Below are 23,512 nucleotides of genomic sequence, written 5' to 3'. Positions count from 1 at the left end.
AAGAAGTTGAACCGCGAATGCGGGTTGGTCTTACGGTCCGGGGACAACGGGGATCGCGCGTGACGTTCAGCTTGGGTGGGTATAAATCTGCTGTCGTATTGCTTGGTTTGACCCTTGCTGGTTGCGCGGCATTGGGAGGCAAGCCGGCGCCGCTCGATACGTTCGAGCTGTCCGCACCCTCAATCGACGCGCATGGCCACAGCCGCCGCCAGATCCTGATTGCCCAGCCATCCGCGCTCAAGGCGCTGGACAGCCAGAACATCGTCATCAAGCCGTCGGACCGCTCGATCCAGTATCTGAAAGGCGCGCAATGGGCCGACCGGCTGCCGCTGATCGTGCAGGCAAGGCTCGCCGAAACCTTCCAGCGCTCCGGCAGTTTTGCCGGCGTCGGCAAGCCGGGCGAGGGGCTGGCGATCGACTATCAGGTGATGGTCGAGATCCGCTCCTTCGAAGTCCGCGTCAATGGCGGCGAGCATGCCGAAGTCAACCTCTTCGTGCGCATCCTGAACGACCGCAACGGCGAGGTGTGCGCCTCAAAAAGCTTCACCGCATCCGCTCCGGTCTCGGGCAGCGGCAACCCAGCCTATGTCAGCGCGCTCGACAGCGCCTTCGGCGAGGCGGCGAAGGATATCGTGCGCTGGACGGATTCGGTGATCTGAGCCAGCCTAGGCTTCAAAGCGATCGTGCGCGCAATCAGCTTAGACAAAGCATCGACTTAAAGATCGTCGGTCGGCGCTGCCCCTCATTGCCCTGCCGGACGTTTGTCATTCGAAAAGCCAAGCAGTTGGCTTTTCGTCCGCTTCGCGGACCATTCCTCAACTCCCCGTATAGTGACGGGGAGAAAGACGCCATCATGGCCGCCTTCGCCAACTTTCAACGTTGCAAAAAGTAGCGGCATGGTCGCGGCCACCTCCTTCTCCCCGTCACTATACGGGGAGAAGGGAGCCGGCAGGCCGATGAGGGGCAGCGCCGACAGATTGTGATCTTTTCCTGCAGTGACACGAACCTGGGCCTGAACGAAAAAGGCGGGCCGTGGCCCGCCTTGGTTCAGTTGATCGTCGCACCAATCAGTGCAACCGGCCGCTCGCATGAGCCAGCATGGTGTAGACCTTGCCGGTGTCCGACGTCAGATAGGTCTGCGCCATGATGTTGTCGCGGTCGTTGCGCGAGACGTCCTTGAGCAGCTTTTCGAAGTCGTCGCAGTATCGGTCGACGGCGGCGCGGAACTCCGCCTCTCCCTGATATTTGCGGCGGATTTCATCGAAGGTTTGCTGGCCCTTCAGTGTGTAGAGACGGCGTGTGAACACGTCACGCTCGCCGCGCCTGTAGCGGTTCCACAGCTCGATCGAGGCGTCATGATCGATCGCCCGTGCAATGTCGACCGACAGCGAGTTGAGCGACTCCATGACATGCAGCGGCGAGCGCTGGGCGGGAGCCGCGCGCGGTGCTTCCGCGGGGGCTGCCGGCCTGGCGACTTCCTCCTCGCGCGACGCCCCGGTCAGAAGGTCGCGCACCCAGCCACCTTGCGGTGTGCGGGCATTGGCGTCGCGCTGGCGCGGTGCTTCGGCAGGACGTTCGATATCGAGCGTGCCGCGCAGACCGCCGAGCGGCGCCTGCGGAGCCGGACGCTCGGCCTGCGGTGCCGGCGGCGGGCGGCGTACAGGTTCGGCCGGGCGCTGGACCGGCGCCTGGGGAGCCGGGCGCAAATTACGGGGCTCAGAATTGTCGCCACCACCGCGGCCCGATTTCGCAACGATATCCGAAAGTTCCTTGAGCGCGTTGATCTGCTCGGAAACGGCACGGCGGATCGCCGAGGTCGATTCCTTGGCCTCTTCCGGCATCTCGATGACGCCCTTCTTGAGCTCGGCACGGGTGAGGTCGAGCTCGCTCTTGATCGAGCTCGCGGTGCGCCGCATCTCCTCGGTCGCATCGGCAAACCGATTGGTTGCCGAATCGACCACTTCCGCAATGGCAATGCGGATCTTGTCGGCGGATGCCAGCGTCCTGCCTTCGGCATTCTGCATCGTCTGCCCGACAAGGCTCTCGAAGGAACGCATCACTTTTTCGAGGTCTTCCGACTTCTTGACCAGGCCGACGGCGAGATCTTCCAGTGACGACTGCCTCTCCAGCGTGTGTTCCAGATTGCTCTGCGCCGAGCTCAGCAGATCGGAAGCCGAGGACAGCAGACGGCTGTGCTCGTCGAACTTGGTGGCGATCGAGGCGACTTCGCGCAAGGTCGAAGACGACAGTTCGGTAAGCCGCGTCGTGTTCGAATCGACCAGGCGGGCCGAGCTGGCGAAGGTCTGCGCCGCTTTTTCGGTGGTCGCCGCGAAGCTTTGCGTGCTGCCGCTGAGACGTTCGTCGACCTGGCCGAGATTGACTGCCGCCTGCTCGATCAGCTCACCGAGCTGCGAGCTGGAGACGCTCATGCGGCCGATGAGATCGGCGACACTGTCGGCGAGCGACGAGCGCGCGCCTTCGACGGCCGACAGCGTTTCGGCCGTGCGGCTGGCGAGCGCATTGACGAGGGCGGCGTTCTCGCTGCGCAGCTTCTCGGTCGCGCGTTCGGTGACCTCTTCCATGCTCTTTTGCAGTTCCGAGCCGCCCTGGGCGAAGCGCTCGACCAGCGGCCGTGCGGTTTCGTCGAGGATCTTCGACATTTCGGCCGAACGTGCCGCCAGCATGGTGTTGAGCTCGCGGGTGTTTGTGCCGATGGTCTTGGCCGCGTCGTTGGTGCTCTGGCCGATATGCTGGCCAACCGCCGTGAAGGTCTCCGCAATCGTGTTGGCGCGCGAGATCAATTGAGCCTCGGCGCTCGACACCTGCTCGTTGAGCTTCTGGCCCATCGTCTCGGTGGTGTAGGCGAGGCGGTTTTCGACACTCGCGACCTGTTCCTCGACGCGGGTGGTTGCGGCAGCAACACTCGCGGCCAGCCGCTCGTCGGCGCCGGCCAGAGCTTGCTCAATTTCGCGGGCGTGGACGGCAAGTTCCTCGCCGGTCTGGCGTGCGCGTTCGGCAACCCGCTGCTCGGTGTTGGCGAAGGCACCGACAATGTTGTCGGCATGCTCGCCGATCGTCGAGGTGGAGTCGGCGATGCGCGACACCAGGCGGTGATCGGCCTCGTCGAAGATGCGGCTGATTTCGGTGGCGCGGGCCGACAACGCGTCTGAACCCTCGGCAATGCGCGAGATCAGCTGCTGGTCGGCAGCATCGAAGATACGGCCGAGGTCGGAGGCGCGGGCGGCCAACGCTTCGGCCGATTCCCCGATGCGCATGCTCAGCCGCTGGTCGGCGCCCTCGAAGTTGCGCAGGATGTCGCCGGCGCGGTCGGCGAGCGACTGCGCCGTCTCGACCGCACGGGCGACGAGCTTCTGGTCGGCGGCGTCGAACGTGCCGGCAATTTCGCCGGCGCGGGCAGCCAGCCGTTCGGCCGTTTCCTCGGCGCGCGCGAGCAGCGAGTTTGACGTCTCGTCATGCCGGGCAAGCAGCGCGCTCGTCGTGTCTTCGGCGCGTGCGTGCAGGCGGCGATCCGCATCCTCGAAGGTGCGGGCGATATCCTCGGCCCGAGCCAGCAGGGCGGCCGAGGTCTGCTCGGCGCGCTCGGCGATCTTGCGGTCGGCATCGCTGAAGGCAGCACCCGCCTGTTCGTGCAGGGCGCTGGTGACTTCCATCACCTTCTCGCGAAGTGCGCCGGCAACAAAGACGGCACTCTTTTCGAGCACGTTGCGGACATTGTCGACACCCACCGACAGCGCGCGCTCCATGGTTCCGGCGCGCTCCTCGATGATGCCGGTCTGCTTGCTGAAGGCCTGCTCGATCTTCTCGACGTCGGCTGCGATAGCTGCGGAAATGTCGGTGCTTCTGGCAGCGATCTGGTCGATATGGCCCGACAGCGAGCGGTCGACATCCTTGCGGGTGTCGGCGAGCTTTGCCAGATCGTCTTCCAGCGCCTGGGTCAGCATGTTGCGGCCTTCGGCCAGCTTGCCGACATGGCTGGCGATGATGTCGTCGACCTCGCTGCGGCTTGCCGTCAGCTTCTGCAGGTCGGCTTCCAGCGCGCGCTTGAGGATGTCGCGGCCTTCGGCCAGCTTCTCGACCTGGCCGGCGACCAGCCCGTCGATGCTCGACCGGCTCTCGGCCAGCTTGGCGAGGTCGTCCTCGAGAGCCTTCGACAGCGTCGCGCGATCCTGGGCGAGCTTGTCGCTGTGGTCCTGGAGCAGGCTGTTGACATTTTCCAGATCGGCTTCCAGCACCCGTGCGAATTCTCCACGGTTTTCGGTCAGCTTCTGCGACTGGTCGACAATGGCGCTCCTGATCGTGTTGAGATCGGCTTCGAGCGCCCGCTTGAGGATGTCGCGGCCCTCGGCGAGCTTCTCGACCTGTCCGGCGACCAGCCCATCGATGCTGGAGCGGCTCTCCGCCAGCTTGGCGATGTCGTCTTCCAATGCCTTTGAGAGGGCCGAACGGTCCTGGACGAGCCTGTTTTGATGATCGGCCATGATGCCGCTCACATTGTGCAGATCGTCCTGAAGCGCCTGGGATAGTGTCGAACGATCCTGGACAAGCCGGCTCGTGTGGTCGGCGATCAGGCTGTTCACATTCTGCAGATCGGCTTCCAGTGCCTTCGAAAGCTGGCTGCGCTCTTCCGCCACCCTGTCGGAATGACCCGCGATGGCACCCTTGATGGTATTGATGTCGGCTTCGAGCGCGCGCTTGAGGATGTCACGGCCTTCGGCCAGCTTCTCGACCTGGCCGGCGACCAGCCCGTCGATGCTCGACCGGCTTTCCGCCAACTTGGCAAGGTCGGCCTCGAGCGTTTGGGACAAGAGGCCACGATCGTCGGCGAGCCGGTTCGAATGGTCGGAGAGCAGGTCCCTGATGCTGGACAGGTCGTTCTCCAGCGCCTTGCTGAGTTCGGTCCGGTCCTCGGCCAGTTTGGCCGAGTGGTTCTCGATCACGCCCTTGATGCCGATAATGTCGTTTTCGAGCGCCTTGGTGAGCACGGCGCGGCCTTCGGCGATCTTTTCGACCTGGCCGGCGACCAGCCCGTCAATCGAGGCGCGGCTGTCGGCCAGCTTGCCGAGGTCGGCTTCCAGGGCGCGCGACAGAATGTTGCGGCCTTCGGCCAGCTTGCCAACATGTCCAGCGACCATTTCATCAATGATCGTGCGGGCTTGCACGAGCTTTCCGGAGTCCTCATGCAAGGCCTGGTTGAGCCGGTTGCGGCCTTCTTCGAGGCGCTCGAGATGGCTGCCGACCGACGCGTCGATGGCGGCGCGAGACTCGTTGACCTTGCGCAGATCCTCTTCCAAAGCGCGCGAAATCAGGTTGCGGCCTTCGGCGAGCTTCTGCACCTGGTTGGTGACGGCTGCGTCGATGCCGGCGCGGCCCTCGGCGAATTTCGCCAAATCCGCCTCCATGGCCGCTGCCATGCGCTCGCGGCTTTCGGACAGCTTGCGGCTGTGGTTTTCGACCGCTTCCTCGATGCCGACGCGGGCGTCGGCAAGGCGCTGGATGTCGGTGTCGAAGGAGCGCGACACGACGTGGCGGGCCGCTTCCATGCGGCCGGCAAAGTCGCTGGCGCGAGCTTCGAGCATCGACGAGGTCGACGAAACGATGTCGGCCATGTCGGCGCCGATCTGGGTCTTGCCCTGATCGATCATCGCCGACAAATGATCCTTGCTCTCGGCAAAGGTGTGGGCGATCTCGCGGGCGCGCTCGACCAGCGTCTCGTTGATCTGGCGGGCACGCGCTTCGAGCGCGGCGTTGAGCTTCTGCGTGCCGGTGTCGAGCGCTTCGGCGCGGGTCTGGAATTCGCTGATCAACGCCTGGCCACGCTCGGCCAGCGTGCGCTCGATGCCGTTGAGGCTGGATTCGAATTCAGAGCTCAAGGTGCGCGCAGCACCGCCGAGCAGCGACACCATGCCGGTGGTGCGGTCGTCGAGCAGGTCGGTCAGCGACCGGGTCAAGCCGTCGGTGGTGTCCGTCAGCTTGGCGATGCGGGTGTCGAGCAGCGAAGCGAAGGCTTCGCCCGAGGTCGACAGCCTGTCGGTGATCGTGTCGAGCCGGCCTTCCACCTGATCGAAGATCGACATCGAGCTTTCATTGATGCGGTCGATCAGCGTGTCGCCGGAATTGGTGATCGTCATCGACAGCTTGGTCGACGCGTTGAGGATGGAGTCGCGAATGATGTCGCTGGCAGCGCCGATTTCGTCCTTCAGCGTCTCATGCGCGCCGGTGATCGAGGCGCGCACGCGCTCGGCATGGGTAACGACGGCTTCGCGCTCGCTGCCCAGCCCGTCGACCAGCGAACGGATACGGGATTCATTCTCCGAATAGGAGCGTTCGATCTGATTGACCTCGCTGTGAACCAGCGTTTCCAGTTCGACGGCGCGCGCCAGCGTGCGCTCGATGCCTTCGCCCATGGCCGCCACTTCGCGGCGAACGGCCTGGCCGATCATCATGACGCGGTCCTGAGCGAGGTTTTCCGGCTCCGCCAGGCGGAAAGCCACTTCCGTCATCGACTGGGCGGCGATGCGCATTTCCTGCGCGCGGCGGATCATTGCCGCGAAAGCCCAAAACAGGACGACCGGTATGATTGCCGCGATTGCGAGGCCGATCAGTTCGGGGCGGGCCAGGAGTTGATCGAATGTACGGATTTTCCAGACGCTGGGGCCAAACAGCAGATTGGCAAGACCTCCGGCGCCGGCAATCCAGGCCAGCGACACGAACGCCACGACCCAATAGATCGTGCTCGACGCACGCCGGTTGAGGCTGTGCAGCAGCGTCTTGTAATCTTTCTGGCGGTCATCGTTTGCCGGCTTGAAGCCGGCCGGCTGCGCGCTATTACGCGATTCAACCGGGCGCAACTCGGCGGGCTTGGCAGCCGGCGTCGCACTTTGATTCTGTTGGACGGGTGCGCTTTGAGCTGGGGCGGGTTTCTGGGTACGGCCTTCGCGCGCCAGTTCGTCCGCGGCCTGCGAAATCTGCGCTTCCAGATCTTCCATCGACGCCGCAATATCGAGATCGCCGCTGCCGTCTCCGCTAAGGTCGAGGTCTAGTGCCTTTTCGAGTTCCCTGGCTACGTCGTTGTCGAGAGTTCTGGTCGTCGTTGGTTTCTTCGCCATGCCTTCGCTACCCTGTACTAGCTGCCGAGGGACTTTATGATTTTGGCCTGATTCTGGCTTGTCTTATCCCACGCAGGAGGCTGAAAATGGACCCTCGTATCGTAATGACACACAGGGGTAAAGAAAACCTGCATTCCGCGAGATACGTAAAACTTTAAATATAAGGTTAACGTGAACGTGATTTCGCCGCCTCTGCGGCAACAATTTTCCAGCCCATTCATTAACGCGTTGGCGACGGAAATCGCCTAAGTTTTTTTGGCGAGCGGGACAAAGGAGTTTCAAATTGGTACGCGGTGAAAGCGGCATTGCCTTCTCAATGCCGGGCGGCGATGCGTCGGGTCCAGCCCGTTCGCGGCCGGTGGATCTGGCCCATCTGGCCCGCCAGACAATGGGCGATCGCGCCCTCGAGCAGGAGGTGTTGGCACTGTTCGTACAGCAGGCGGTTTCTGTTCGCGACAAGATCATCGATGCCGATGTCAGGGAGAGGCTGCTCCTGGCGCATGGGCTGAAAGGTTCGGCGCGCGGCGTCGGCGCATTTGCCATCGCCGACTGCGCCTCATCAATCGAACAGCAGCCGGAAGATACACGCAGCCTCAAGCGCCTCGGCGTCCTGATCGAGGAAGTGCGCGATTTCATCGCCGCCATCAGCCGGTAATGGCTGCCGCTCGTCGGCGGCCACCGACATGAATCGGCCGGGCCAGGGCGCGCTTTAGCCAGCTTTCCGAAAAAACGTCACGAAGCGGCGCTTTCGCGCCGCAGTTGACTTGTCTGGCGGAGTGATTATCTCGGCTGAGACTCCCTTCAGGTGACAAATGACCAAGCTAACCTTCATCGCCCATGACGGCACTCCTTTCGATGTCGAGGCCGAAAACGGCTCGACCGTCATGGAGAATGCGATCCGCAACGCGGTGCCGGGCATCGAGGCCGAATGCGGCGGCGCCTGCGCCTGCGCAACCTGCCATGTCTATGTCGACGAGGCCTGGACGGCCGAGGTCGGCGAGCCGGAGGCGATGGAAGAGGACATGCTGGACTTCGCCTATGACGTCCAGCCGAACTCGCGCCTGTCCTGCCAGATCAAGGTGCGCGACGCCCTTGACGGCCTCGTCGTGCGCGTGCCCGCCCGCCAGGGCTGAACCAACTTCTTTCGGATTTTTACCGCCGACGCTTGGCAGCAAGCCAATGCTCATGCAGTCTCGCGCCCAGTTTGGCCCAGTTTTGGCAATGAGGCTCGCCTGGCATGACCGATGTAATCAAGACGGACGCACTCATTGTCGGGGCAGGGCCGATCGGCCTGTTCGCCGTGTTCGAACTCGGCCTCCTCGACATGAAGTGCCATCTGATCGACATCCTCGACCGGCCCGGTGGCCAGTGTGCCGAACTCTATCCGGAAAAGCCGATCTACGACATTCCGGGCTGGCCCTTGATCTCGGCGCAAGGGCTGGTCGACAGGCTGATCGAGCAGATCCATCCGTTCAAGCCTGACTTCACCTATAACCGCATGGTCTCCAGCCTGGAGAAGCTGGAGGATGGCTCCTTTCGGGTCACCACCGACGAGAACGAGGTGTTCGAGGCCAAGGTGGTGGTGATCGCCGCCGGCGGCGGCTCGTTCCAGCCCAAGCGGCCACCCATTCCCGGCATCGAAGCCTATGAAGGCAAGAGCGTCTTCTATTCGGTGCGCCGCATGGAGGATTTCCGCGGCCACGACCTCGTCATCGTCGGCGGCGGCGATTCCGCGCTCGACTGGACGCTGAACCTGCAGCCGGTGGCAAGAAGCGTGACACTGGTTCATCGCAGGCCGGAATTCCGCGCCGCACCCGACAGCGTCAACAAGATGTACGCCATGCAGGAGATGAAGCAGCTGGAGTTCCGCGTCGGCCAGGTGAGCGGCCTGACCGGCGCCGACGGCCAGCTGGCGTCCGCAACCATCAAGGGCGGACCTGACGGTGACATCGAGGTGCCGTGCACCCGCATGCTGCCGTTCTTCGGCCTGACCATGAAGCTCGGCCCGATCGCCGAATGGGGGTTGAACCTTCACGAGAACCTCATTCCGGTCGACACCGAAAAGTTCCAGAGCTCGGTGCCTGGCATCTTCGCCGTCGGCGACATCAACTGGTACCCCGGCAAGCTGAAGCTGATCCTGTCGGGTTTTCACGAGGTGGCGCTGATGGCGCAGGCCGCCAAGCGCATCATCAGCCCCGGCGAGCGCATCGTCTTCCAGTACACGACGTCGTCGACCAGCCTGCAGAAAAAGCTCGGCGTCGTGGAATAGGCGTTCAGGGCTTTTGCCGGATCACTCCACCAGGACGACTGGCGCCTCGGCCTCGTCGCGGCCGCGCAACGACTTCTCCGGCATCAGCGCCAGCGTGATCAGCGCCAGCACGAGCGTGATGGCCGCGGCAAGGAAGATCATCATGAAGGGCGTCGCCGAGACGATCTGTCCGGCAGCCGGTACGCCTTCGCCGGCAAGCGGCAGGCCATAGCCGAGCGCGACGGCGCCGAGCATGGCGACGCCGAGCGCGCTGCCCAGCGAACGCAGGAAGGTCAGCACACCGGTGGCAACGCCGAGATGTGCACGGTCGACGGCGTTCTGCACAGACACTGTGGCGACCGGGAAAGTGGTGCCGCTTCCAAGCCCAATGCAGATCGTCAGCAGCTCGACCACCAGCAGCGAGGCGCGGCCGGCGACCAGGCTGAGCACGCCAAGGCAGACAATGGCGAAGAGAACGCCGACCATGGCGATGCGCTTGTAATGGAAGAAGCGCGGTATCGTGCGGCCGCTGAACGTCGCGCCGGCGACCGTGCCGAGCAGCAGGCCGAGCATGGCAAGGCCTGACTGGCTGACCGACAGGCCGATGATCGACTGCAGATAGACCGGCAGGTACACGGACAGGCCGATATTGGCGGCCTGCAGCAGGAACATCGACGCCGTGCCGGCAAGCACGATCGGATTGCTGAGCACTTCAAGCGAAATCAGCGGCTCGGCCGCACGCATCAGCCGCAGTGCAAACGCGCCCCAGAAGGCCGCCGAACAGGCGAGCAGGCCGAGGATTTCACGCGAGGCCCATGGATAGGCGCTGCCGCCCCAGTTGAGCGCCAAAAGCAGCAGTGCCGTCGCCACCACCAGAAGCAGTGCTCCCAGGGCGTCGATGCGATGCCGCTTTGCGGCAACCGGCAGTTTGCGCAGCGGCTTGTTGATGATCGCCATGGCCACCAGGCCAAGCGGGATGTTGATCCAGAAGATCAGCGACCAATGCAGATGTTCGGCAAAACCGCCGCCCAGCAACGGTCCGGCGATGCTGGCGACAGCCCATGTGCCCGAAATCCAGGCGGCATAACGCGCCCGTTCGCGTGGCGGCACCAGGTCGCCGATGACGATCTGCGCCAGGGCGAACAGGCCACCGCCGCCCGCGCCCTGGATCGCCCGGCCGATGACCAGCACGAACATGTTGGGGGCCATGGCGCTGACCAGTGATCCCGCGAGGAAGATCAGGATCGCCGCATAGACGGTCGGCCGGCGGCCATAGACGTCGGAGATCTTGCCGTAGAGCGGCGCCATCGCGGTTGCCGTCAGGAGATAGCCAGTCACGATCCACGGCAGATAGTCGGCATGGCCGAGCGAACGGCCGATGGTCGGCATGGCCGGCGCGACGATGGTCTGGTCGAGTGCCGCCAGGAGCATCGACAAGAGGATACCGGCGATGATGACGTTCTTCTCGCTTTCCGTCAGCGGCGTGGCGGGCGCCACCGTCACCGGCTTGTCGACAGCCTGGTCCATATCAGTTCATCCACAATGCTTGGCGAGCGATTGCGCGGCGCCAAATGGCCGCTCCGCTATACGCCGCCCCAATTGGTCTTGATCTCATGTTCCGAAGCTCGCGCCGTGCGAGCCTGACATATGTCGGTCGGTATAGGCCGATTTCGACCTTTGCCCGAAAGTTTTCTGGGGCTGGCCTCATGTTTCGGCAGGGTTGGCTTGGTATCGGTCCTGTGTTTCAGCCGGGCGGAAGCTGGCCGTTTTCGACGCGCTGCATGCGGTAGCGCAGCAGCCGCAGGATGCGGCTTTCGAAGTTGACGCCTTCGACGCGGTCGAAGCGCAGCTGGTCCTGGTCGTGCCTGGCGAGTTCGGCCGCGGTGATCTCAGCCGCCTTCGCCTTGGCCTCGGCGCAGGTCTTTTGCGGGTAGCTGGCGTTCAGCGCTTCCTCGAGCTGACGGCCGTGGTTCTTGGCGATCTCGACATGGCGCTCCTCATGGCGCTTGATGTCGGCCGACAGCGTGTCCCAGAACAGCCTGACATCGGCGTCGGCCTTGCGCGGCCTGCGCCACTCCGGAAGGATGACCTTGACCTTGACGGTGACGGTGGCCTTGGCGATCCGGCAGGAATCAGCGGTTTGTGCGTAGCTGATGCGGGTGGTGAACGCCATCTGGGTGGCGCCCGGATGCCTCATCCCGGTGCTTTTCACCTCGGGTCCATGTTTCGACAATTGCGTCTCGATATCATCGAGCGTGCTGCCGCCGACGGCAAAATAGCTGTAGGTCTTCACCAGATTGGCAGCATTCGCCGGCAGGACGGTCAAAGCCAGCATCAGGGCACAGAGCAGGGGTCGTTTCATCATGTTGCCTCTTCACCCACCTTGCTTTACGGCCGTTGCCGGCGCAACGGAATTGATCTTCCACCGATCACGCATCGTTGATGGATTGCAAGCGCCCGATGAGCCACATGGTTGAAGGACAATGACGACAAGGCGATGGCAACTGGCGCATGGACGCCATCTCGACCTTGGCGAGAAGGCCATAGTGGTCGGCATTCTCAACGTAACGCCGGACAGTTTTTCCGATGGCGGGCTGTTCATAGCGCCTGACCAGGCGGTGGCGCAGGCACGCCGCATGGTGGAAGAGGGCGCTGCCGTCATCGACATCGGTGGAGAATCCACGCGCCCGGGCGCCTCTCCCGTTACCCCTGGGGAAGAGCAGGCCCGCATCCTGCCGGTGGTCGCCGCACTCGCCGGTACCAGTGAAGCCCTTATTTCGGTCGACACCTATCGCGAGGAAACCGCGCGCCTGGCCGTCGCTGCCGGCGCGCACATCGTCAACGATGTCTGGGGCTTGCAGCGTGAACCCGGCATTGCCCGCGTCGCCGCCGAGACCGGCGCCGGGCTGATCATCATGCATACCGGGCGCGAGCGGCAAAAGCTGCCCGATGTCATCGACGACCAGTTTTTCTTCCTCAAGGCATCGTTGGAAATCGCCAAGCGCAATGGCGTCCAGGACGACCGTATCGTGCTCGATGCCGGCTTCGGCTTCGCCAAGGAGACGGCGGAGGAAAATCTCGACCTGATGGCGCGGTTTTCCGAGCTGACGGCGCTGGGCTTTCCCCTGATGGCCGGCACGTCCAGAAAACGCTTCATCGGCACCGTCACCGGCCGCGACGCCGCCGCACGAGATGCCGGGACGGCAGCCACCAGCGTCATCCTGAGGCTGAAGGGCGCCGATCTGTTTCGCGTCCACGATGTCGCAATCAACGTGGACGCGCTGGCCGTCGCGGATGCTATGCTGGCGCGTGAAAAGCCGGGACACTGAGCCCAGGAACCTAAGAAATGTATGTCATCCGCATGAAGAACTGCGCCTTCTTTGCCCGGCACGGCGTGCTGGATGAGGAGGAGGCGCTTGGCCAGCGTTTCTATGTCGATGCCGAGTTGACGGTCGAGCCCAGCCGCCCGCTGGAGGATGATTCCATCGAGGACACCGTCAATTACGGCATCGCCTTCACGGTGATTGAAAAGATCGTCACCGGACACCGCCGGTTCCTGATCGAGGCGCTGGCGCTCGAAGTGGCAAAGGCGCTGACGGCGCGGTTTCCGCAGATCAGGAAGGCCGAGATCACCGTGCGCAAGCCGAACGCGCCGGTGCCCGGTGTGCTCGATTATGTCGAGGTGACCGTTGTCTGGCCCGAATAACACGGTCTATCTCAGCCTTGGCGGCAATCTCGGCGATCCAGCGGCCTCGATGGCGACGGCGCTGCGCCTGCTCGACGCCGACGACAACACGCGCGTCATCGCCGTCTCCTCGCTCTACCGCACGCCGCCATGGGGCAAGCTCGACCAGCCGGATTTTCTCAATGCCGCTGCCGAAATCTCGACCGCGCTGACGCCAAGGGCGCTGCTTGACCTTTGCCTCGAGGCCGAGCGCAAGCTGAAGCGGGTGCGCGAGGAGCGCTGGGGGCCGCGCCTGATCGACATCGACATATTGGTGTTCGGCGACCGCATCATCCACGAGACCGGGCTGGAAGTGCCGCACCCCCGGATGCTGGAGCGCGCCTTCGTGCTGGCGCCCCTGGCCGAGATCGCGCCGGAACTGGCGGTTGGCGGCCGCAGCGTGAGCGAGCGGCTCAGCGCCGTCGATACGTCAGGCATAGAGCGGCTGGCGTCCGGCCGCGACTGGTGGCTGGGTTAGCCGGAGAATCCGCCGCCATCGAGAAATGCCTGTTCGTCCGCCGTCGTCTCGCGACCAAACATGCGATTGCGATGCGGAAAGCGCCCGAAACGCTCGATGATGTCGCGGTGCTCGACCGCGTATTTGATATACTCCGGCGCCCTGGCAGTGGTGAGCTCAACCGACCTGTCCTGGTCGGCGGGCAGTTCCGAATGTTCGTAAGGCAGATACAGGAAGACGCGCAGGTCTTCTTCCAGCGCCAGGTCATGGCCGGCGGCGATCGCCTTGGCGGCAAAGTGCCTTGCCAGCGGATCGGTGGCGTACATATGGCCTGAGCCGCGAAAGCAGTTGCGCGGAAACTGGTCGAGCAGGATCATCAGCGCCAGCGAGCCCTCGGCATGCTCCGACCAGGCGTCGCACTCGCGCCGCGCGGCCGCATAATGCAGGTCGAGAAATCGGCTGCGAAAATCCGCATCGAAAGCGTCGTTCTTTTCGAACCAGGCGTCTTCGCCGGCCTCGCGCCAGAATTTGGTGACGGCGAGCGCGCGCTCATCCAATGCGGTCATCTGCCTTCCTCTGGCTGGGCGGGTTCGGATTTGTTCAACACACCGGCGGTTTCTTCATTCAGCGCCTGGCCGGGTCGACGTGGCGGGGCGAGCGGCGTCGGAATCGGCGTGCCGATGTTGCCCCTGAGGAAGCGCCGGCCAGCCCGTATGCCTTCCGCCAGTTGCGTCTCGAAGCGGTCGTTGTCGCGGCGCCGTACATCCTCGATGACGTCGGCGACGTCTTCCGGTTCGACGCCAAGCGCTTCGAGCGCCGAGCCACCGAAGACGAGGGCCGATTCGAAGGTTTCGCGCAGCTGGAAATCCACGCCGACGCGAATGAGCGACAGCGCTGTGCCGCGATCGAAGGCGCGAGCCAGAACCGTCAGCAGCGGGAACTCCGCCTTGATCAGTTCGGCAATGCGAACGGCAGCGTCGGGCTTGTCGACACAGATCAGCACGGCGCGCGCACGACCAGCGCCAGCGGCGCGCAGAATGTCGAGCCGCGTGCCGTCGCCATAATAGACCTTGAAGCCGAAATCGGCGGCAGCCTGGATCATTTCGACATCATTGTCGATGATCGACACGTCGATGCCGCGCAACAAAAGCGGCTGGCTGGCGATCTGGCCGAAGCGGCCGAAGCCGATGACCAGAACACTGCCGGTCAGCCCTTCGGCGATGTCGACGCCTTCGAGCGACTGCTCGTCGCGCGGCGTGAGATATTTGAGCGCAATAATCGTCAGCGGCGTCAGCACCATCGAGATGATGATGATCGCGGTCAGCGTGGCGTTGGCCCGGCTGTCGATGATGCCGACTGCCGCGGCCGCGGAGTAAAGCACGAAGGCGAATTCGCCGCCCTGCGCCATGAACACGGCGCGCTCCAGCGCTTCGCGATGGCCGCTCTTCAGCATGCGGGCGACGAGATAGATGCCGAGCGCCTTCATCACCATGTAGGCGACGACATAGATGGCGATCAGCCGCCAATTGTCGACCACCACATGCAGGTCGAGCGACATGCCGACGGCGAGGAAGAACAGGCCAAGCAGGATGCCGCGAAACGGCTCGATGTCGGCTTCCAGCTGGTGGCGGAAGGTCGATTCCGACAGGAGCACGCCGGCAAGGAAGGCGCCCATCGCCATCGACAGGCCGGAGAGCTGCATGACCAGCGCCGATCCCAGCACGACCAGAAGTGCGGCCGCCGTCATCACTTCGCGTGCCTTGGCGTCGGCCAGGATGCGGAAGAACGGATTGAGCAGATAGCGGCCGGCCACCACCAGCCCGACAATGGCGCCAAGGCCGATGCCGACCTCGGTCAGCCTTTGCTGCAGGGTCATCTCGGCACCGCCCGGTGCCAGGAAGGCGACCAGCGCCAAAAGCGGCACGATCGCCAAATCCTCAAGCAGCAGGATGGACACGATGCGCTGTCCTTTGGGGCTGGCCATCTCGCCGCGTTCTTCCAGCAGCTGCATGACGATCGCCGTCGAGGTCAGCACGAAGCCGGCGCCGGCAACGAAGGATTGCGCGATCGGAAAGCCGCCCGCTAATCCGACGAGAGTCAGAAGCACCGCGCAGACGCCGACCTGCAGGGCGCCGAGTCCAAAAATTTCGCGCCGCAGTCCCCATAGCCGCGACGGCTGCATCTCCAGCCCAATGATGAACAGGAACATGACGACGCCGAGTTCGGCGACGTGCAGGATGGCTTCCGATTCGGAAAAGATGCGGATGCCGAACGGGCCGATAACCACGCCGGCGGCGAGATAGCCGAGGATCGAGCCCAGCCCCATGCGTTTGAAGATCGGAACGGCGACGACGCCCGCGGCAAGCAGCGCCACCACCTGAATAAGATCGCTGCCCGACGCTTCCGCTGCCATGCCTCTTGTCCCCGTGTTCAGCTGCACTCCTTGCATGCAGTTGGAGCTAGAGGCAAGGGTGGGAAGCCTGACAGGAAGGGTAGGTGCCGTTGACGCGATTCCCCGGGAGGAACAACGGTTCCCGCTTGCCTGCCGGACGTTCGGCATCTATATCAGCTCAATGCTTGACCATTCGTCCCGACCGTCTTCGCCGTCCCATATCCCGATGGATGCGCTCAGTGAAGTTCTGCAGGACTTTCGCTTGAGCGGCGTCAACTATGGCCGCTGCGAACTCCGGCATCCATGGAGCATAGACTTTCCGCAGCAACCGCTGCTTCGGTTCCATTTTGTCGGCCATGGGCCATGCTGGATTCATACCGAAGCGCAAGGCTGGCAGGAGTTGCGCGATGGCGATCTGGTGCTGCTGCCGCAAGGCATCGCCCATCGGCTGGCGAGCGCGCCGGACGTTGAGGTCGACTCGCTCGAGGGCTGCCAGGTGACCAAGTTCGGCGGCAACGTCTGCGAATTGGTACGGCAGGGAACGGGCGCGACGAGCACCCTTTTCTGCGGCTCGATGGCCTTGGGTTCCTGTGCGCTCAACCCATTGATCACGTTGATGCCGCCTGTCATCAAGGGTTGCGACGTGGCCGGCAATGACCCCGTCGTCGGTCCTTTGCTGGCGGCTATGACGGTGGAGGCCGCGCAACCGCAGATGGGCAGCGCCACCATTTTGTCGCGTATGGCGGATTTGCTGACAGCCCGGCTCATCCGCTGCTGGGTCAATTGCAACGGCGCTTCGACCACCGGTTGGCTCGCAGCTATCCGCGACCCCCATATTGGCCGCGCTCTGGCAGCCATGCACCGAAACCCCGGCCACAACTGGACGCTGGGAAGCCTGGCCGGCGTGGCAGGCCAATCGCGGTCGATTTTCGCCGAGCGCTTCAGCGCTGTCCTGGGCGAGGGTGCCGCACACTATCTCGCCCGCATGCGCATGCAGCTTGCCCGTGAGTTGCTGGGGCAAAACGGCTTGTCGGTTGCCGAAGTCGCTACCCGTTTGGGCTATGATTCCGAGGCATCCTTCGCGCGCGCGTTCAAGCGCATCACCAATGTTTCGCCAGGTGTTGTGCGCCGCACAATTCCCGGACGAATAGATATGAATTTCGGATTTTAAGGTACATATCATCCGAGCAGACTCGCCTATCTAAGATCTCCAAACTTTGGAGATCCTTCCGTGACTGACACAACATTACAGCTTGAAGACGCCGCGATTGGCCTTGACGCCGATGCGCCAACCGCATGGAGCGCAGCCACCTGGTTCGCGGTCATTTCATTGGCGGCCACCAGCTTTGCCCTGGTGTCCGCCGAATTCCTGCCGGCAGGTCTGTTGACGCCGATGGCGCGCGATCTCGGCATCAGCGAGGGAACAGCCGGACAGGTCGTCACCGCCACCGCTTCGGTCGGCGCCGTAACGGCGATGTTGAGCAATGTTCTCATCGGCCGGTTGAACCGCAAGACGGTGCTGGTTGGCCTCATGGCCCTGGCGGTCGCATCCAATATTCTTGCAGCACTGGCTCCGAATTTCTGGCTGCTGTTGCTGGGCCGGGCCGGGCTGGGAATCGCGCTCAGCGCTTTCTGGGCGCTTTCGGTTGCCGTCGTGGCAAGGCTGGTTGGCGCCAATGCGACAGGTCGGGGCATGGCTATTGTCACCCTGGGCGTCTCGCTCGCCACCATTGCCGCGCCGTCGATGGGTGCGCTGATCAGCGACTGGCTGGGGTGGCGCAGCGCCATGGCCATGACAGCGGGGCTGGCCTTGGTTGCCATGCTACTGCAGTTTCTCAGCCTGCCGACCTTGCCTGCAAGCGCAAGCAACAGCCTTGCCGACGTGTTTCGGCTGACACGGCGGCGCGGCATTCAGCTCGGCATGCTTGCCATTGTCTTGCTGATGACCGGGCATTTCGCCGGCTCTGTCTATGTGCGCCCCTTCCTCGAACATGTGACGCTGCTTGCAACCGGGCCGATTGCGCTGGCTCTGCTCGGATTTGGCATCGCCGCCGTGGTCGGCAACATTGTCGGCGGCCGCTTGGCCGACGCCAATATCCGCATGGCGCTCGTGGTGACCGCCGTCTTGATGGCGTTTGCGGCGCTGGCATTGGTGCTTTGGGGCGTGCACGTCGGCGCTGCCTTCGCGCTCGTAACGCTTTGGGGCTTGGCCTTCGGCATGGGGCCGGTGGTGCTGCCGACCAATCTGTCCCGTGCGGCACCTGACGCACTGGAAGCGGCGGGCAGCCTGATGGTCGTCTCTTTCCAGGTTGCGATCACCATCGGCGCGGTTGTCGGCGGCTATGTCGTGGACAATTACGGCGCCACGGCGCCTTTGACACTCACCGCCGTCCTTGCCGCATCGACAGCTTTGCTGGCGCTGCTACAGCCTCGCAGCTGAACCCTGCTCAACTGACCTAAAGCGCCTCACGCCTGAACGGCCCTGTGCGACGCGCTTTAGGTTTTTGTTTTTATGCATGTCGTTATCCCAAAACCGCTGCGCACTTTTGGGCGACATGCATTGGACGGCCTGACTCCGGGCCGTCGCGTGTTGCAGCCGCGTTACACAAGTTTATGCGGCACACGCGTTGCGTTTTGCCGCAATCGGCGGCTAAGGGACGCTCGGCTTCGGCCATTTGAAGGCAGCAACGATCAAGTTCTGCCTTTGTGAGGAGATGACTGACATGAAGAAGTTTTTGCTCGTCGGCGTGGGTGTCGCCATGCTTGCCGCATCGGCCTGTTCGAAGGCGCCTGAATGCACGCAGGAGATTGCGGCCAAGAAGGCCCAGGAGATGACCGCCGCGCTGCAGGAGGCGATCACCAAGGATCCGTCCAAGGCGGCTGACCTGACGGCCAAGGTGCAGGCGGTGACGACCAAGTACCAGGGCGCCACGACGCTGGACGAAGCCTGCAAGGCCTATGACGAACTGACGGCCGCCATCAAGGGCTGATTTCGTTCTGGGGAATTGCAGAAGGCGGTGGCTCGGGTGTGGCCGCCGCCTTTTTTGCTGGCCGCTGCCGGGACTCAGTTCTTGGCGATGGAGCCGACTTCGACGGCATCGACGCGCTTGAGGCTCATGCCGATCACCGGCACCAGTTGCTGGTCGACGCGCACGGCGATGGTCACCGTCATCGAATTGTCGTCGGGGATGCGGGCCTGCATGACGCCGCGCAACTGGTTGCGGTTGATGGTGAAGACCACCTTGCGGGGATCGACGACATTGCCGCCGATAATGTCGAGGCCCGAACCTGCGGCGCCGCCCATGAAGTTGCCCTTGTAGTCGCGTCCCTTGCGCTCGACGGTGGCTGACATTTTCTGGGTGAAGACACCGACCCGGCAGTCGCCGTCGAGCGACATGCCCGTCTTGTTGTCAGGCGTCGAGCCGTCGAAGCTGCAGGTGAATTTCGTGCCCTTGTATTTGCCGGCGACGATCTCGCCCGGGCCGACCCATTTGCCTTCGACGGTGCGGAAGAACTGCTTGTCGGGTTCGGCTGCCGAGGCTTTCCCGGCCAGGCCCAGAGGTGCAGCAAGCGCGACCAGGGGCAGGACGCAGGACAAGATTACGCATTTCATAGACGACACCCGGCAACAAGGAGGTTGTTGTTGGACGACCATGAACAAGATTGGTTAATGCTTGGTGACCGCGAGAGGACGTTCACTTGTCGGAAGCAGGCGTTTCACTCTCTTTTTTGGTCGTAAACGAGGTCAGCGCCGACAGGAAATCGCCCATGCCCGGCCGCCTGGCGGCAATGAACGGCAGGGGCCGCGCCGTCTCCATGGCGGCGATGCCGATGCGCGCCGTCATCATGCCGTTGACGACACCTTCGCCGAGTTTCGCCGAGAGCCGCGCGGCAAGGCCATGGCCGACGATCTGCTGGACAAAGCTGTCGCCGACGGCGATCGAGCCGGTCACCGCCAGGTGGGCGAGAACGCTGCGCGCCAGCCGGAAGAAGCCGAGCGTGCCCGGCCGGCCGCCATAAAGCTCGGACAAGCGGCGAATGAGGCGCCCGGCCTCGAAGACGACATAGGCGACGTCGACCAGCGCGCGCGGGCTGACGGCGGTGACCAGTGACACACGCTTGGCCGCTTCCAGGATCATCACCTTTGCCCTAGCGTCGAGCGGCGCCAGAATCTCGGTTTCGGCCAGTCGCACCAGATTGCCGCCATCGATGATCTCGCCGCGTAGTTCGGCCAGCGATCGCCTGCCGGCCGCCGTTTCTGGTTTCGCCGCGACAAAGGCCGAGAGTTCTTCGACGACAGCCCTTGCGGCCTTCGGATCGTCGCGCGCCACGGCATCGAGAGCCCGTTTTTGCAGCCTTTCGACCTCGGCCAGCCGGGCGATGGCCAGGAATTCGCGCACCAGCACCACCACGAGCGCCAGCATGGCGATTGCGGCCATGGAAGCCGCCAGCCAGCCCAGCCACTCCGCGCGCTCGAACAGATCGCGAATAAGCTGGTCGGTCCACAGGCCGACGGCCAGCGAAACCAGGACCCCGACCGCGCCGAAAAACAGGCTGGCGAACAGCGAGCGCTTGCGCGGCGCGGTCGCGGGCGGCGGTTCGGCGGCGACGATGTCAGGCTCGTCGAAGACGTCGACTTCGGCCGGCACGACGACGGCGCGCGGCTTGCGCGTCGGCAGCGGCTCGGCATGGCTGCGGGCCTGCTTCGATTCGGTCTCCGGCTCGATACGGAAAGCTGCCGGTCTGCGGGGCGCGGTCATGCCAGATGGTCTCCGATCAGGAACTGCAAGGCGCGGTCGAGCCTGATATGCGGCAACGACAGCGTGACGCCTTCGGCGGTGCGTTCAAGCTTTGGCGGGCGAAAGCGCACGAAACGGATCGCCGGGTCGTCGCTGCTCTGCCGGTGGTCGGCTTCCGAAACATCGAAAACCGCTTCAATTTTCTCCGGCAAGTCACCGGGAAATATGGCGGTTTCGGCTTTGCCGTCAAAGGTTTCGCCGTTGATCCTCTCGCCCTTCAGCGGCGTACCGATGATCACCGGCAGCGTTTCACGACCTTGCTTGACCATGCCTTCGCGTGTCGCGCGCACCGCCGCCATGGCGACCACGTCGACATCGGCACCGGTAAAATTCGCCCGCGCCACGGCCCGGTCGGCAAGCCGCCGCACGATCGCCTGCAGCCGGTCATGGCTTTCGTGATGCAGATGGTCGGCCTTGGTCGCAGCGACCAGGATGCGGTCGATGCGGCGCGAAAACAAATCGGTGAGGAAATTGCCGCGGCCGGGGCGGAAACAGGAGAGGATCTCGGTCACCGCGCGTTCGAGGTCGGCCATCGCGCCGGGGCCGGCGTTCAGCGCCTGCATGGCGTCGATCAGAACGATCTGGCGGTCGAGGCGGGTGATGTGTTCGCGGAAGAATGGCTTCACCACATGCGTCTTGTAGGCCTCGTAGCGGCGCTCCATCATTGCCTGCAGCGAACCGGAGCGTGGCCGCCGCTCGCCTTGGAGCAGCAAGGGCGCGAAGGTCAGCGCCGGCGAACCCTCGAGGTCGCCAGGCATGAGGAAACGGCCGGGCGGCAAGGTCGAGAGCGCCCGCTCGTCGAGCTTGCAGGCCTTGAGATAAGCGGCAAAGCCTTCGGCCAGCCGGCGCGCCGTCATTTCGTCAGCGTCGGCATTGGGGTCGATCGTCGCCGACAGGGCCCGCCAGTCCTGCGACAGGTCGTGACGCGCCGGCAGCATCGCCATTTCGAAGGCTTCGCGCGAGAAATCGGCGAAGGATTTGCCGAGCAGCGGCAGGTCGAGCAGCCATTCGCCGGGGTAGTCGACAATGTCGACCGACAACCGCCCGCTGGAAAACATGCGGTTCCAGCCGGAGGCTGATTCATATTCGATGGTGAGCCTGAGTTCGGAAATGGCGCGCGTCGAGTCCGGCCAGGCGCGATCGTTGACGAGGGCGGCGATATGGTCCTCGTACTGGAAGCGCGGTACGGCGTCATCCGGCTGTTCCTCGAGGAAGGCGCGCGCGATGCGTCCAGACTTCTGCGCCTCGAACAGCGGCAGGCGTCCACCATGGATCAGATTGTGGACAAGAGCCGAGATGAACACCGTTTTGCCGGCACGGGAGAGGCCGGTGACGCCGAGCCGCAGCGATGGCGAAAACAGCCCGCTGGCCCGCCCCGACAGCGTATCCAGGGCAATTCTCGCTTCGTCTGTGAAAGTGGTAAGCGATGATGCCAAAATCTGTTCTCTCGGGCCTCGGTCCGCCCCGATATAGGCTTTGCATCCGCAGTTTGAAATGGCGTCCGGACCGGGCCGGCTCCGCTCAGAGATCGGCGGGAGTCAGGAAGGCTTCGAGATAGCCCGCGCCTTGCGCGGCCTCGGTGAGGGTGCCCTCGAAGCGCACGACCGCCAGGCCGGAGGTCGGGAAGCCATGGTTCATGATGGCCCGCGCCGCTTCGTCGCCGTCGCCCGAAACCGCCATGGCAAGGTCTTCCGTCATTGGATTGTGGCCGATGACCAGCAGCGAGCCCGGCCCGCCATTGCCGCGGATGATGGCGAGATAGCCGGCGGCATCCTCGCTGTAGAGCGTGTCGAGGAACAGCACCCGGCCGGTGTCGGTGTGGCCGGCTATGCCCTCCAGCGTCTGGCGCGCCCGCTTGGCGTTGGAGCAGAGCGTGATATCGGGAATGTAGTTGCGGGCACGCATCACCGTCCCCATCATTTCGGCATCGGCAATGCCCGATGCGTCGAGCGGGCGGTCGAAGTCGCGCACGCCGGGCAGCGCCCAGCCAGCCTTGGCATGCCGCAACAGATACAGTCTGCTCACCGGGCCCCCATGGTGTGCTGCCTCTCAGATGACAATTGGATTAGCCACGAGAAAGGCCTGCCGCACAATGGCGGCGGCACCCAAGCGCAACGAATCATGTGCGAATTCGCCCGCGCCTTGCTGTGGAAGGCTTTGCCGTGGCTCGCCCCTTGCGGCATTAACAATTGCGTGAAACGCGCGCCGATTACGCTTGTGCAGCCTCCTCTGCGCGAATATATAGGCGCGAAATTTGGGGTTGTTGGGTGAGTCGAATGAACGATATCTCTACCGCCGATTACGTACCCTCCGAAGACGAGCCGTTCATGAACGAACGGCAGAAATCATACTTCCGCCTGAAGCTCGTCACCTGGAAGAACGACATACTGCGCGAAGCGCGCGAAACTCTCGAAATCCTGCAGCAGGAAAACGCCAACCACCCCGATCTCGCCGATCGGGCTTCTTCTGAAACCGACCGCGCCATCGAACTTCGCGCCCGCGACCGCCAGCGCAAGCTCATTTCAAAGATCGATTCGGCGCTGCAGCGCATCGATGAAGGCACTTACGGCTATTGCGAGGAAACCGGCGAACCGATCGCGCTGAAGCGTCTCGACGCACGCCCGATCGCGACCCTGTCGATCGAAGCGCAGGAGCGCCACGAGCGCCGCGAGAAAGTCTATCGCGACGATTGAGCCGCAGCCATCAGGCAGAACTTTTCATTAGAAATGGCCGGGTTTCCCGGCCATTTCTGTTTTTGCGTGGAG

20 protein-coding genes are annotated in these 23,512 nt (G+C 63.7%); 11 read left to right on the top strand and 9 right to left on the bottom strand.

Annotated elements, in window-relative coordinates:
• Positions 1-17: 17 nt before the first annotated feature.
• Positions 18-659 (top strand): ABC-type transport auxiliary lipoprotein family protein, encoded by a 642-nt coding sequence (locus AC04SG_RS06225; protein WP_488550394.1) that lies wholly within the window; start codon positions 18-20, stop codon positions 657-659.
• Between the two features lie 408 nt (positions 660-1,067).
• Here the strand turns inward: AC04SG_RS06225 and AC04SG_RS06220 are convergent, their stop codons facing one another.
• Positions 1,068-7,127 carry an apolipoprotein A-IV repeat region-like domain-containing protein gene (locus tag AC04SG_RS06220; RefSeq protein WP_488550310.1) on the bottom strand — a complete coding sequence of 2,020 codons (6,060 nt, stop codon included), beginning with the start codon at positions 7,125-7,127 and terminating at the stop codon, positions 1,068-1,070.
• A 316-nt stretch (positions 7,128-7,443) separates the two neighbouring features.
• Here AC04SG_RS06220 and AC04SG_RS06215 point away from each other — a divergent pair, with 316 nt between their 5' ends.
• The 3 genes from AC04SG_RS06215 (at position 7,444) to AC04SG_RS06205 (ending at position 9,396) form a co-directional block, all read left to right on the top strand.
• Complete coding sequence (locus AC04SG_RS06215) at positions 7,444-7,782, top strand: Hpt domain-containing protein (protein WP_488550393.1); 339 nt, start codon at positions 7,444-7,446, stop codon at positions 7,780-7,782.
• Positions 7,783-7,939: 157 nt separating this feature from the next.
• The gene (locus AC04SG_RS06210; protein WP_023707481.1) at positions 7,940-8,260 is read left to right on the top strand and encodes a 2Fe-2S iron-sulfur cluster-binding protein; all 321 of its coding nucleotides are present in this window, start codon (positions 7,940-7,942) and stop codon (positions 8,258-8,260) included.
• A gap of 104 nt (positions 8,261-8,364) precedes the next feature.
• Complete coding sequence (locus AC04SG_RS06205; RefSeq protein ID WP_488550309.1) at positions 8,365-9,396, top strand: NAD(P)/FAD-dependent oxidoreductase; 1,032 nt, start codon at positions 8,365-8,367, stop codon at positions 9,394-9,396.
• A gap of 21 nt (positions 9,397-9,417) precedes the next feature.
• On the opposite strand, the gene AC04SG_RS06200 is transcribed toward AC04SG_RS06205, so the two are convergent.
• Positions 9,418-10,902 carry an MDR family MFS transporter gene (locus tag AC04SG_RS06200; RefSeq protein ID WP_488550308.1) on the bottom strand — a complete coding sequence of 495 codons (1,485 nt, stop codon included), beginning with the start codon at positions 10,900-10,902 and terminating at the stop codon, positions 9,418-9,420.
• A 217-nt stretch (positions 10,903-11,119) separates the two neighbouring features.
• Positions 11,120-11,740 carry a DUF922 domain-containing Zn-dependent protease gene (locus AC04SG_RS06195; RefSeq protein ID WP_488550307.1) on the bottom strand — a complete coding sequence of 207 codons (621 nt, stop codon included), beginning with the start codon at positions 11,738-11,740 and terminating at the stop codon, positions 11,120-11,122.
• Positions 11,741-11,858: 118 nt separating this feature from the next.
• Between AC04SG_RS06195 and folP the strand changes: the two genes are divergently transcribed.
• From folP to folK, 3 genes are read left to right on the top strand one after another with little or no spacing between them, the layout of a single operon-like run.
• Complete coding sequence (folP, locus tag AC04SG_RS06190) at positions 11,859-12,704, top strand: dihydropteroate synthase (protein WP_488550306.1); 846 nt, start codon at positions 11,859-11,861, stop codon at positions 12,702-12,704.
• 17 nt (positions 12,705-12,721) lie between these two features.
• The gene (folB, locus tag AC04SG_RS06185) at positions 12,722-13,081 is read left to right on the top strand and encodes a dihydroneopterin aldolase (protein WP_112395424.1); all 360 of its coding nucleotides are present in this window, start codon (positions 12,722-12,724) and stop codon (positions 13,079-13,081) included.
• Complete coding sequence (gene folK, locus AC04SG_RS06180) at positions 13,065-13,577, top strand: 2-amino-4-hydroxy-6-hydroxymethyldihydropteridine diphosphokinase (protein WP_488550305.1); 513 nt, start codon at positions 13,065-13,067, stop codon at positions 13,575-13,577. The genes folB and folK overlap by 17 nt, the downstream gene beginning before the upstream one ends.
• Here folK and AC04SG_RS06175 read toward each other — a convergent pair.
• Together AC04SG_RS06175 and AC04SG_RS06170 are read right to left on the bottom strand one after the other, a co-directional pair.
• A complete protein-coding gene (locus AC04SG_RS06175; RefSeq protein WP_488550304.1) occupies positions 13,574-14,122 on the bottom strand; it encodes a DUF924 family protein in 549 nt (182 codons plus the stop codon). The genes folK and AC04SG_RS06175 overlap by 4 nt on opposite strands.
• On the bottom strand, positions 14,119-15,969 hold the full coding sequence (locus tag AC04SG_RS06170) for a monovalent cation:proton antiporter-2 (CPA2) family protein (RefSeq protein ID WP_488550303.1): 1,851 nt from the start codon (positions 15,967-15,969) through the stop codon (positions 14,119-14,121). Before AC04SG_RS06170 ends, AC04SG_RS06175 begins: the two co-directional genes overlap by 4 nt.
• Positions 15,970-16,129: 160 nt before the next feature.
• On the opposite strand from AC04SG_RS06170, the gene AC04SG_RS06165 reads away from it, so the two are divergent.
• From AC04SG_RS06165 to AC04SG_RS06155, 3 genes are all read left to right on the top strand, one after another.
• Positions 16,130-17,119, top strand: coding sequence for an AraC family transcriptional regulator (locus tag AC04SG_RS06165; RefSeq protein ID WP_488550392.1), 990 nt, complete (start codon positions 16,130-16,132; stop codon positions 17,117-17,119).
• A gap of 60 nt (positions 17,120-17,179) precedes the next feature.
• Positions 17,180-18,388: an MFS transporter gene (locus AC04SG_RS06160; RefSeq protein ID WP_352561784.1), complete on the top strand. Its 1,209-nt coding sequence runs from the start codon at positions 17,180-17,182 to the stop codon at positions 18,386-18,388.
• A 283-nt stretch (positions 18,389-18,671) separates the two neighbouring features.
• Entirely contained in the window at positions 18,672-18,938 is a 267-nt protein-coding gene (locus AC04SG_RS06155) for a hypothetical protein (RefSeq protein WP_112561811.1), read from the top strand.
• A gap of 74 nt (positions 18,939-19,012) precedes the next feature.
• Here the strand turns inward: AC04SG_RS06155 and AC04SG_RS06150 are convergent, their stop codons facing one another.
• The 4 genes from AC04SG_RS06150 to AC04SG_RS06135 form a co-directional block, all read right to left on the bottom strand.
• Complete coding sequence (locus AC04SG_RS06150) at positions 19,013-19,561, bottom strand: hypothetical protein (protein WP_488550302.1); 549 nt, start codon at positions 19,559-19,561, stop codon at positions 19,013-19,015.
• An 82-nt stretch (positions 19,562-19,643) separates the two neighbouring features.
• Positions 19,644-20,708 carry a YcjF family protein gene (locus AC04SG_RS06145; RefSeq protein WP_488550301.1) on the bottom strand — a complete coding sequence of 355 codons (1,065 nt, stop codon included), beginning with the start codon at positions 20,706-20,708 and terminating at the stop codon, positions 19,644-19,646.
• The gene (locus tag AC04SG_RS06140) at positions 20,705-22,183 is read right to left on the bottom strand and encodes a YcjX family GTP-binding protein (protein WP_488550300.1); all 1,479 of its coding nucleotides are present in this window, start codon (positions 22,181-22,183) and stop codon (positions 20,705-20,707) included. The genes AC04SG_RS06145 and AC04SG_RS06140 overlap by 4 nt, the downstream gene beginning before the upstream one ends.
• 85 nt (positions 22,184-22,268) lie before the next feature.
• Positions 22,269-22,772 (bottom strand): SixA phosphatase family protein, encoded by a 504-nt coding sequence (locus AC04SG_RS06135; protein WP_192253704.1) that lies wholly within the window; start codon positions 22,770-22,772, stop codon positions 22,269-22,271.
• 251 nt (positions 22,773-23,023) lie between these two features.
• Between AC04SG_RS06135 and dksA the strand changes: the two genes are divergently transcribed.
• On the top strand, positions 23,024-23,440 hold the full coding sequence (gene dksA / locus AC04SG_RS06130; protein WP_112395407.1) for an RNA polymerase-binding protein DksA: 417 nt from the start codon (positions 23,024-23,026) through the stop codon (positions 23,438-23,440).
• Positions 23,441-23,512: the final 72 nt, after the last annotated feature.

The organism is Mesorhizobium sp. CNPSo 4684, from assembly GCF_057784315.1.
The sequence above is the reverse complement of the archived record's forward strand: the minus strand, read 5'-3'. Positions and strand labels throughout refer to the sequence as shown.

Bases quoted from the DNA above. Each gene is read 5' to 3' on its own strand.
- AC04SG_RS06225 (WP_488550394.1), top strand. From the start codon at position 18: ATGCGGGTTGGTCTTACGGTCCGGGGACAACGGGGATCGCGCGTGACG.
- AC04SG_RS06220 (WP_488550310.1), bottom strand. From the start codon at position 7,127: ATGGCGAAGAAACCAACGACGACCAGAACTCTCGACAACGACGTAGCC.
- AC04SG_RS06215 (WP_488550393.1), top strand. From the start codon at position 7,444: ATGCCGGGCGGCGATGCGTCGGGTCCAGCCCGTTCGCGGCCGGTGGAT.
- AC04SG_RS06210 (WP_023707481.1), top strand. From the start codon at position 7,940: ATGACCAAGCTAACCTTCATCGCCCATGACGGCACTCCTTTCGATGTC.
- AC04SG_RS06205 (WP_488550309.1), top strand. From the start codon at position 8,365: ATGACCGATGTAATCAAGACGGACGCACTCATTGTCGGGGCAGGGCCG.
- AC04SG_RS06200 (WP_488550308.1), bottom strand. From the start codon at position 10,902: ATGGACCAGGCTGTCGACAAGCCGGTGACGGTGGCGCCCGCCACGCCG.
- AC04SG_RS06195 (WP_488550307.1), bottom strand. From the start codon at position 11,740: ATGATGAAACGACCCCTGCTCTGTGCCCTGATGCTGGCTTTGACCGTC.
- folP (WP_488550306.1), top strand. From the start codon at position 11,859: ATGACGACAAGGCGATGGCAACTGGCGCATGGACGCCATCTCGACCTT.
- folB (WP_112395424.1), top strand. From the start codon at position 12,722: ATGTATGTCATCCGCATGAAGAACTGCGCCTTCTTTGCCCGGCACGGC.
- AC04SG_RS06175 (WP_488550304.1), bottom strand. From the start codon at position 14,122: ATGACCGCATTGGATGAGCGCGCGCTCGCCGTCACCAAATTCTGGCGC.
- AC04SG_RS06170 (WP_488550303.1), bottom strand. From the start codon at position 15,969: ATGGCAGCGGAAGCGTCGGGCAGCGATCTTATTCAGGTGGTGGCGCTG.
- AC04SG_RS06165 (WP_488550392.1), top strand. From the start codon at position 16,130: ATGCTTGACCATTCGTCCCGACCGTCTTCGCCGTCCCATATCCCGATG.
- AC04SG_RS06155 (WP_112561811.1), top strand. From the start codon at position 18,672: ATGAAGAAGTTTTTGCTCGTCGGCGTGGGTGTCGCCATGCTTGCCGCA.
- AC04SG_RS06150 (WP_488550302.1), bottom strand. From the start codon at position 19,561: ATGAAATGCGTAATCTTGTCCTGCGTCCTGCCCCTGGTCGCGCTTGCT.
- AC04SG_RS06145 (WP_488550301.1), bottom strand. From the start codon at position 20,708: ATGACCGCGCCCCGCAGACCGGCAGCTTTCCGTATCGAGCCGGAGACC.
- dksA (WP_112395407.1), top strand. From the start codon at position 23,024: ATGAACGATATCTCTACCGCCGATTACGTACCCTCCGAAGACGAGCCG.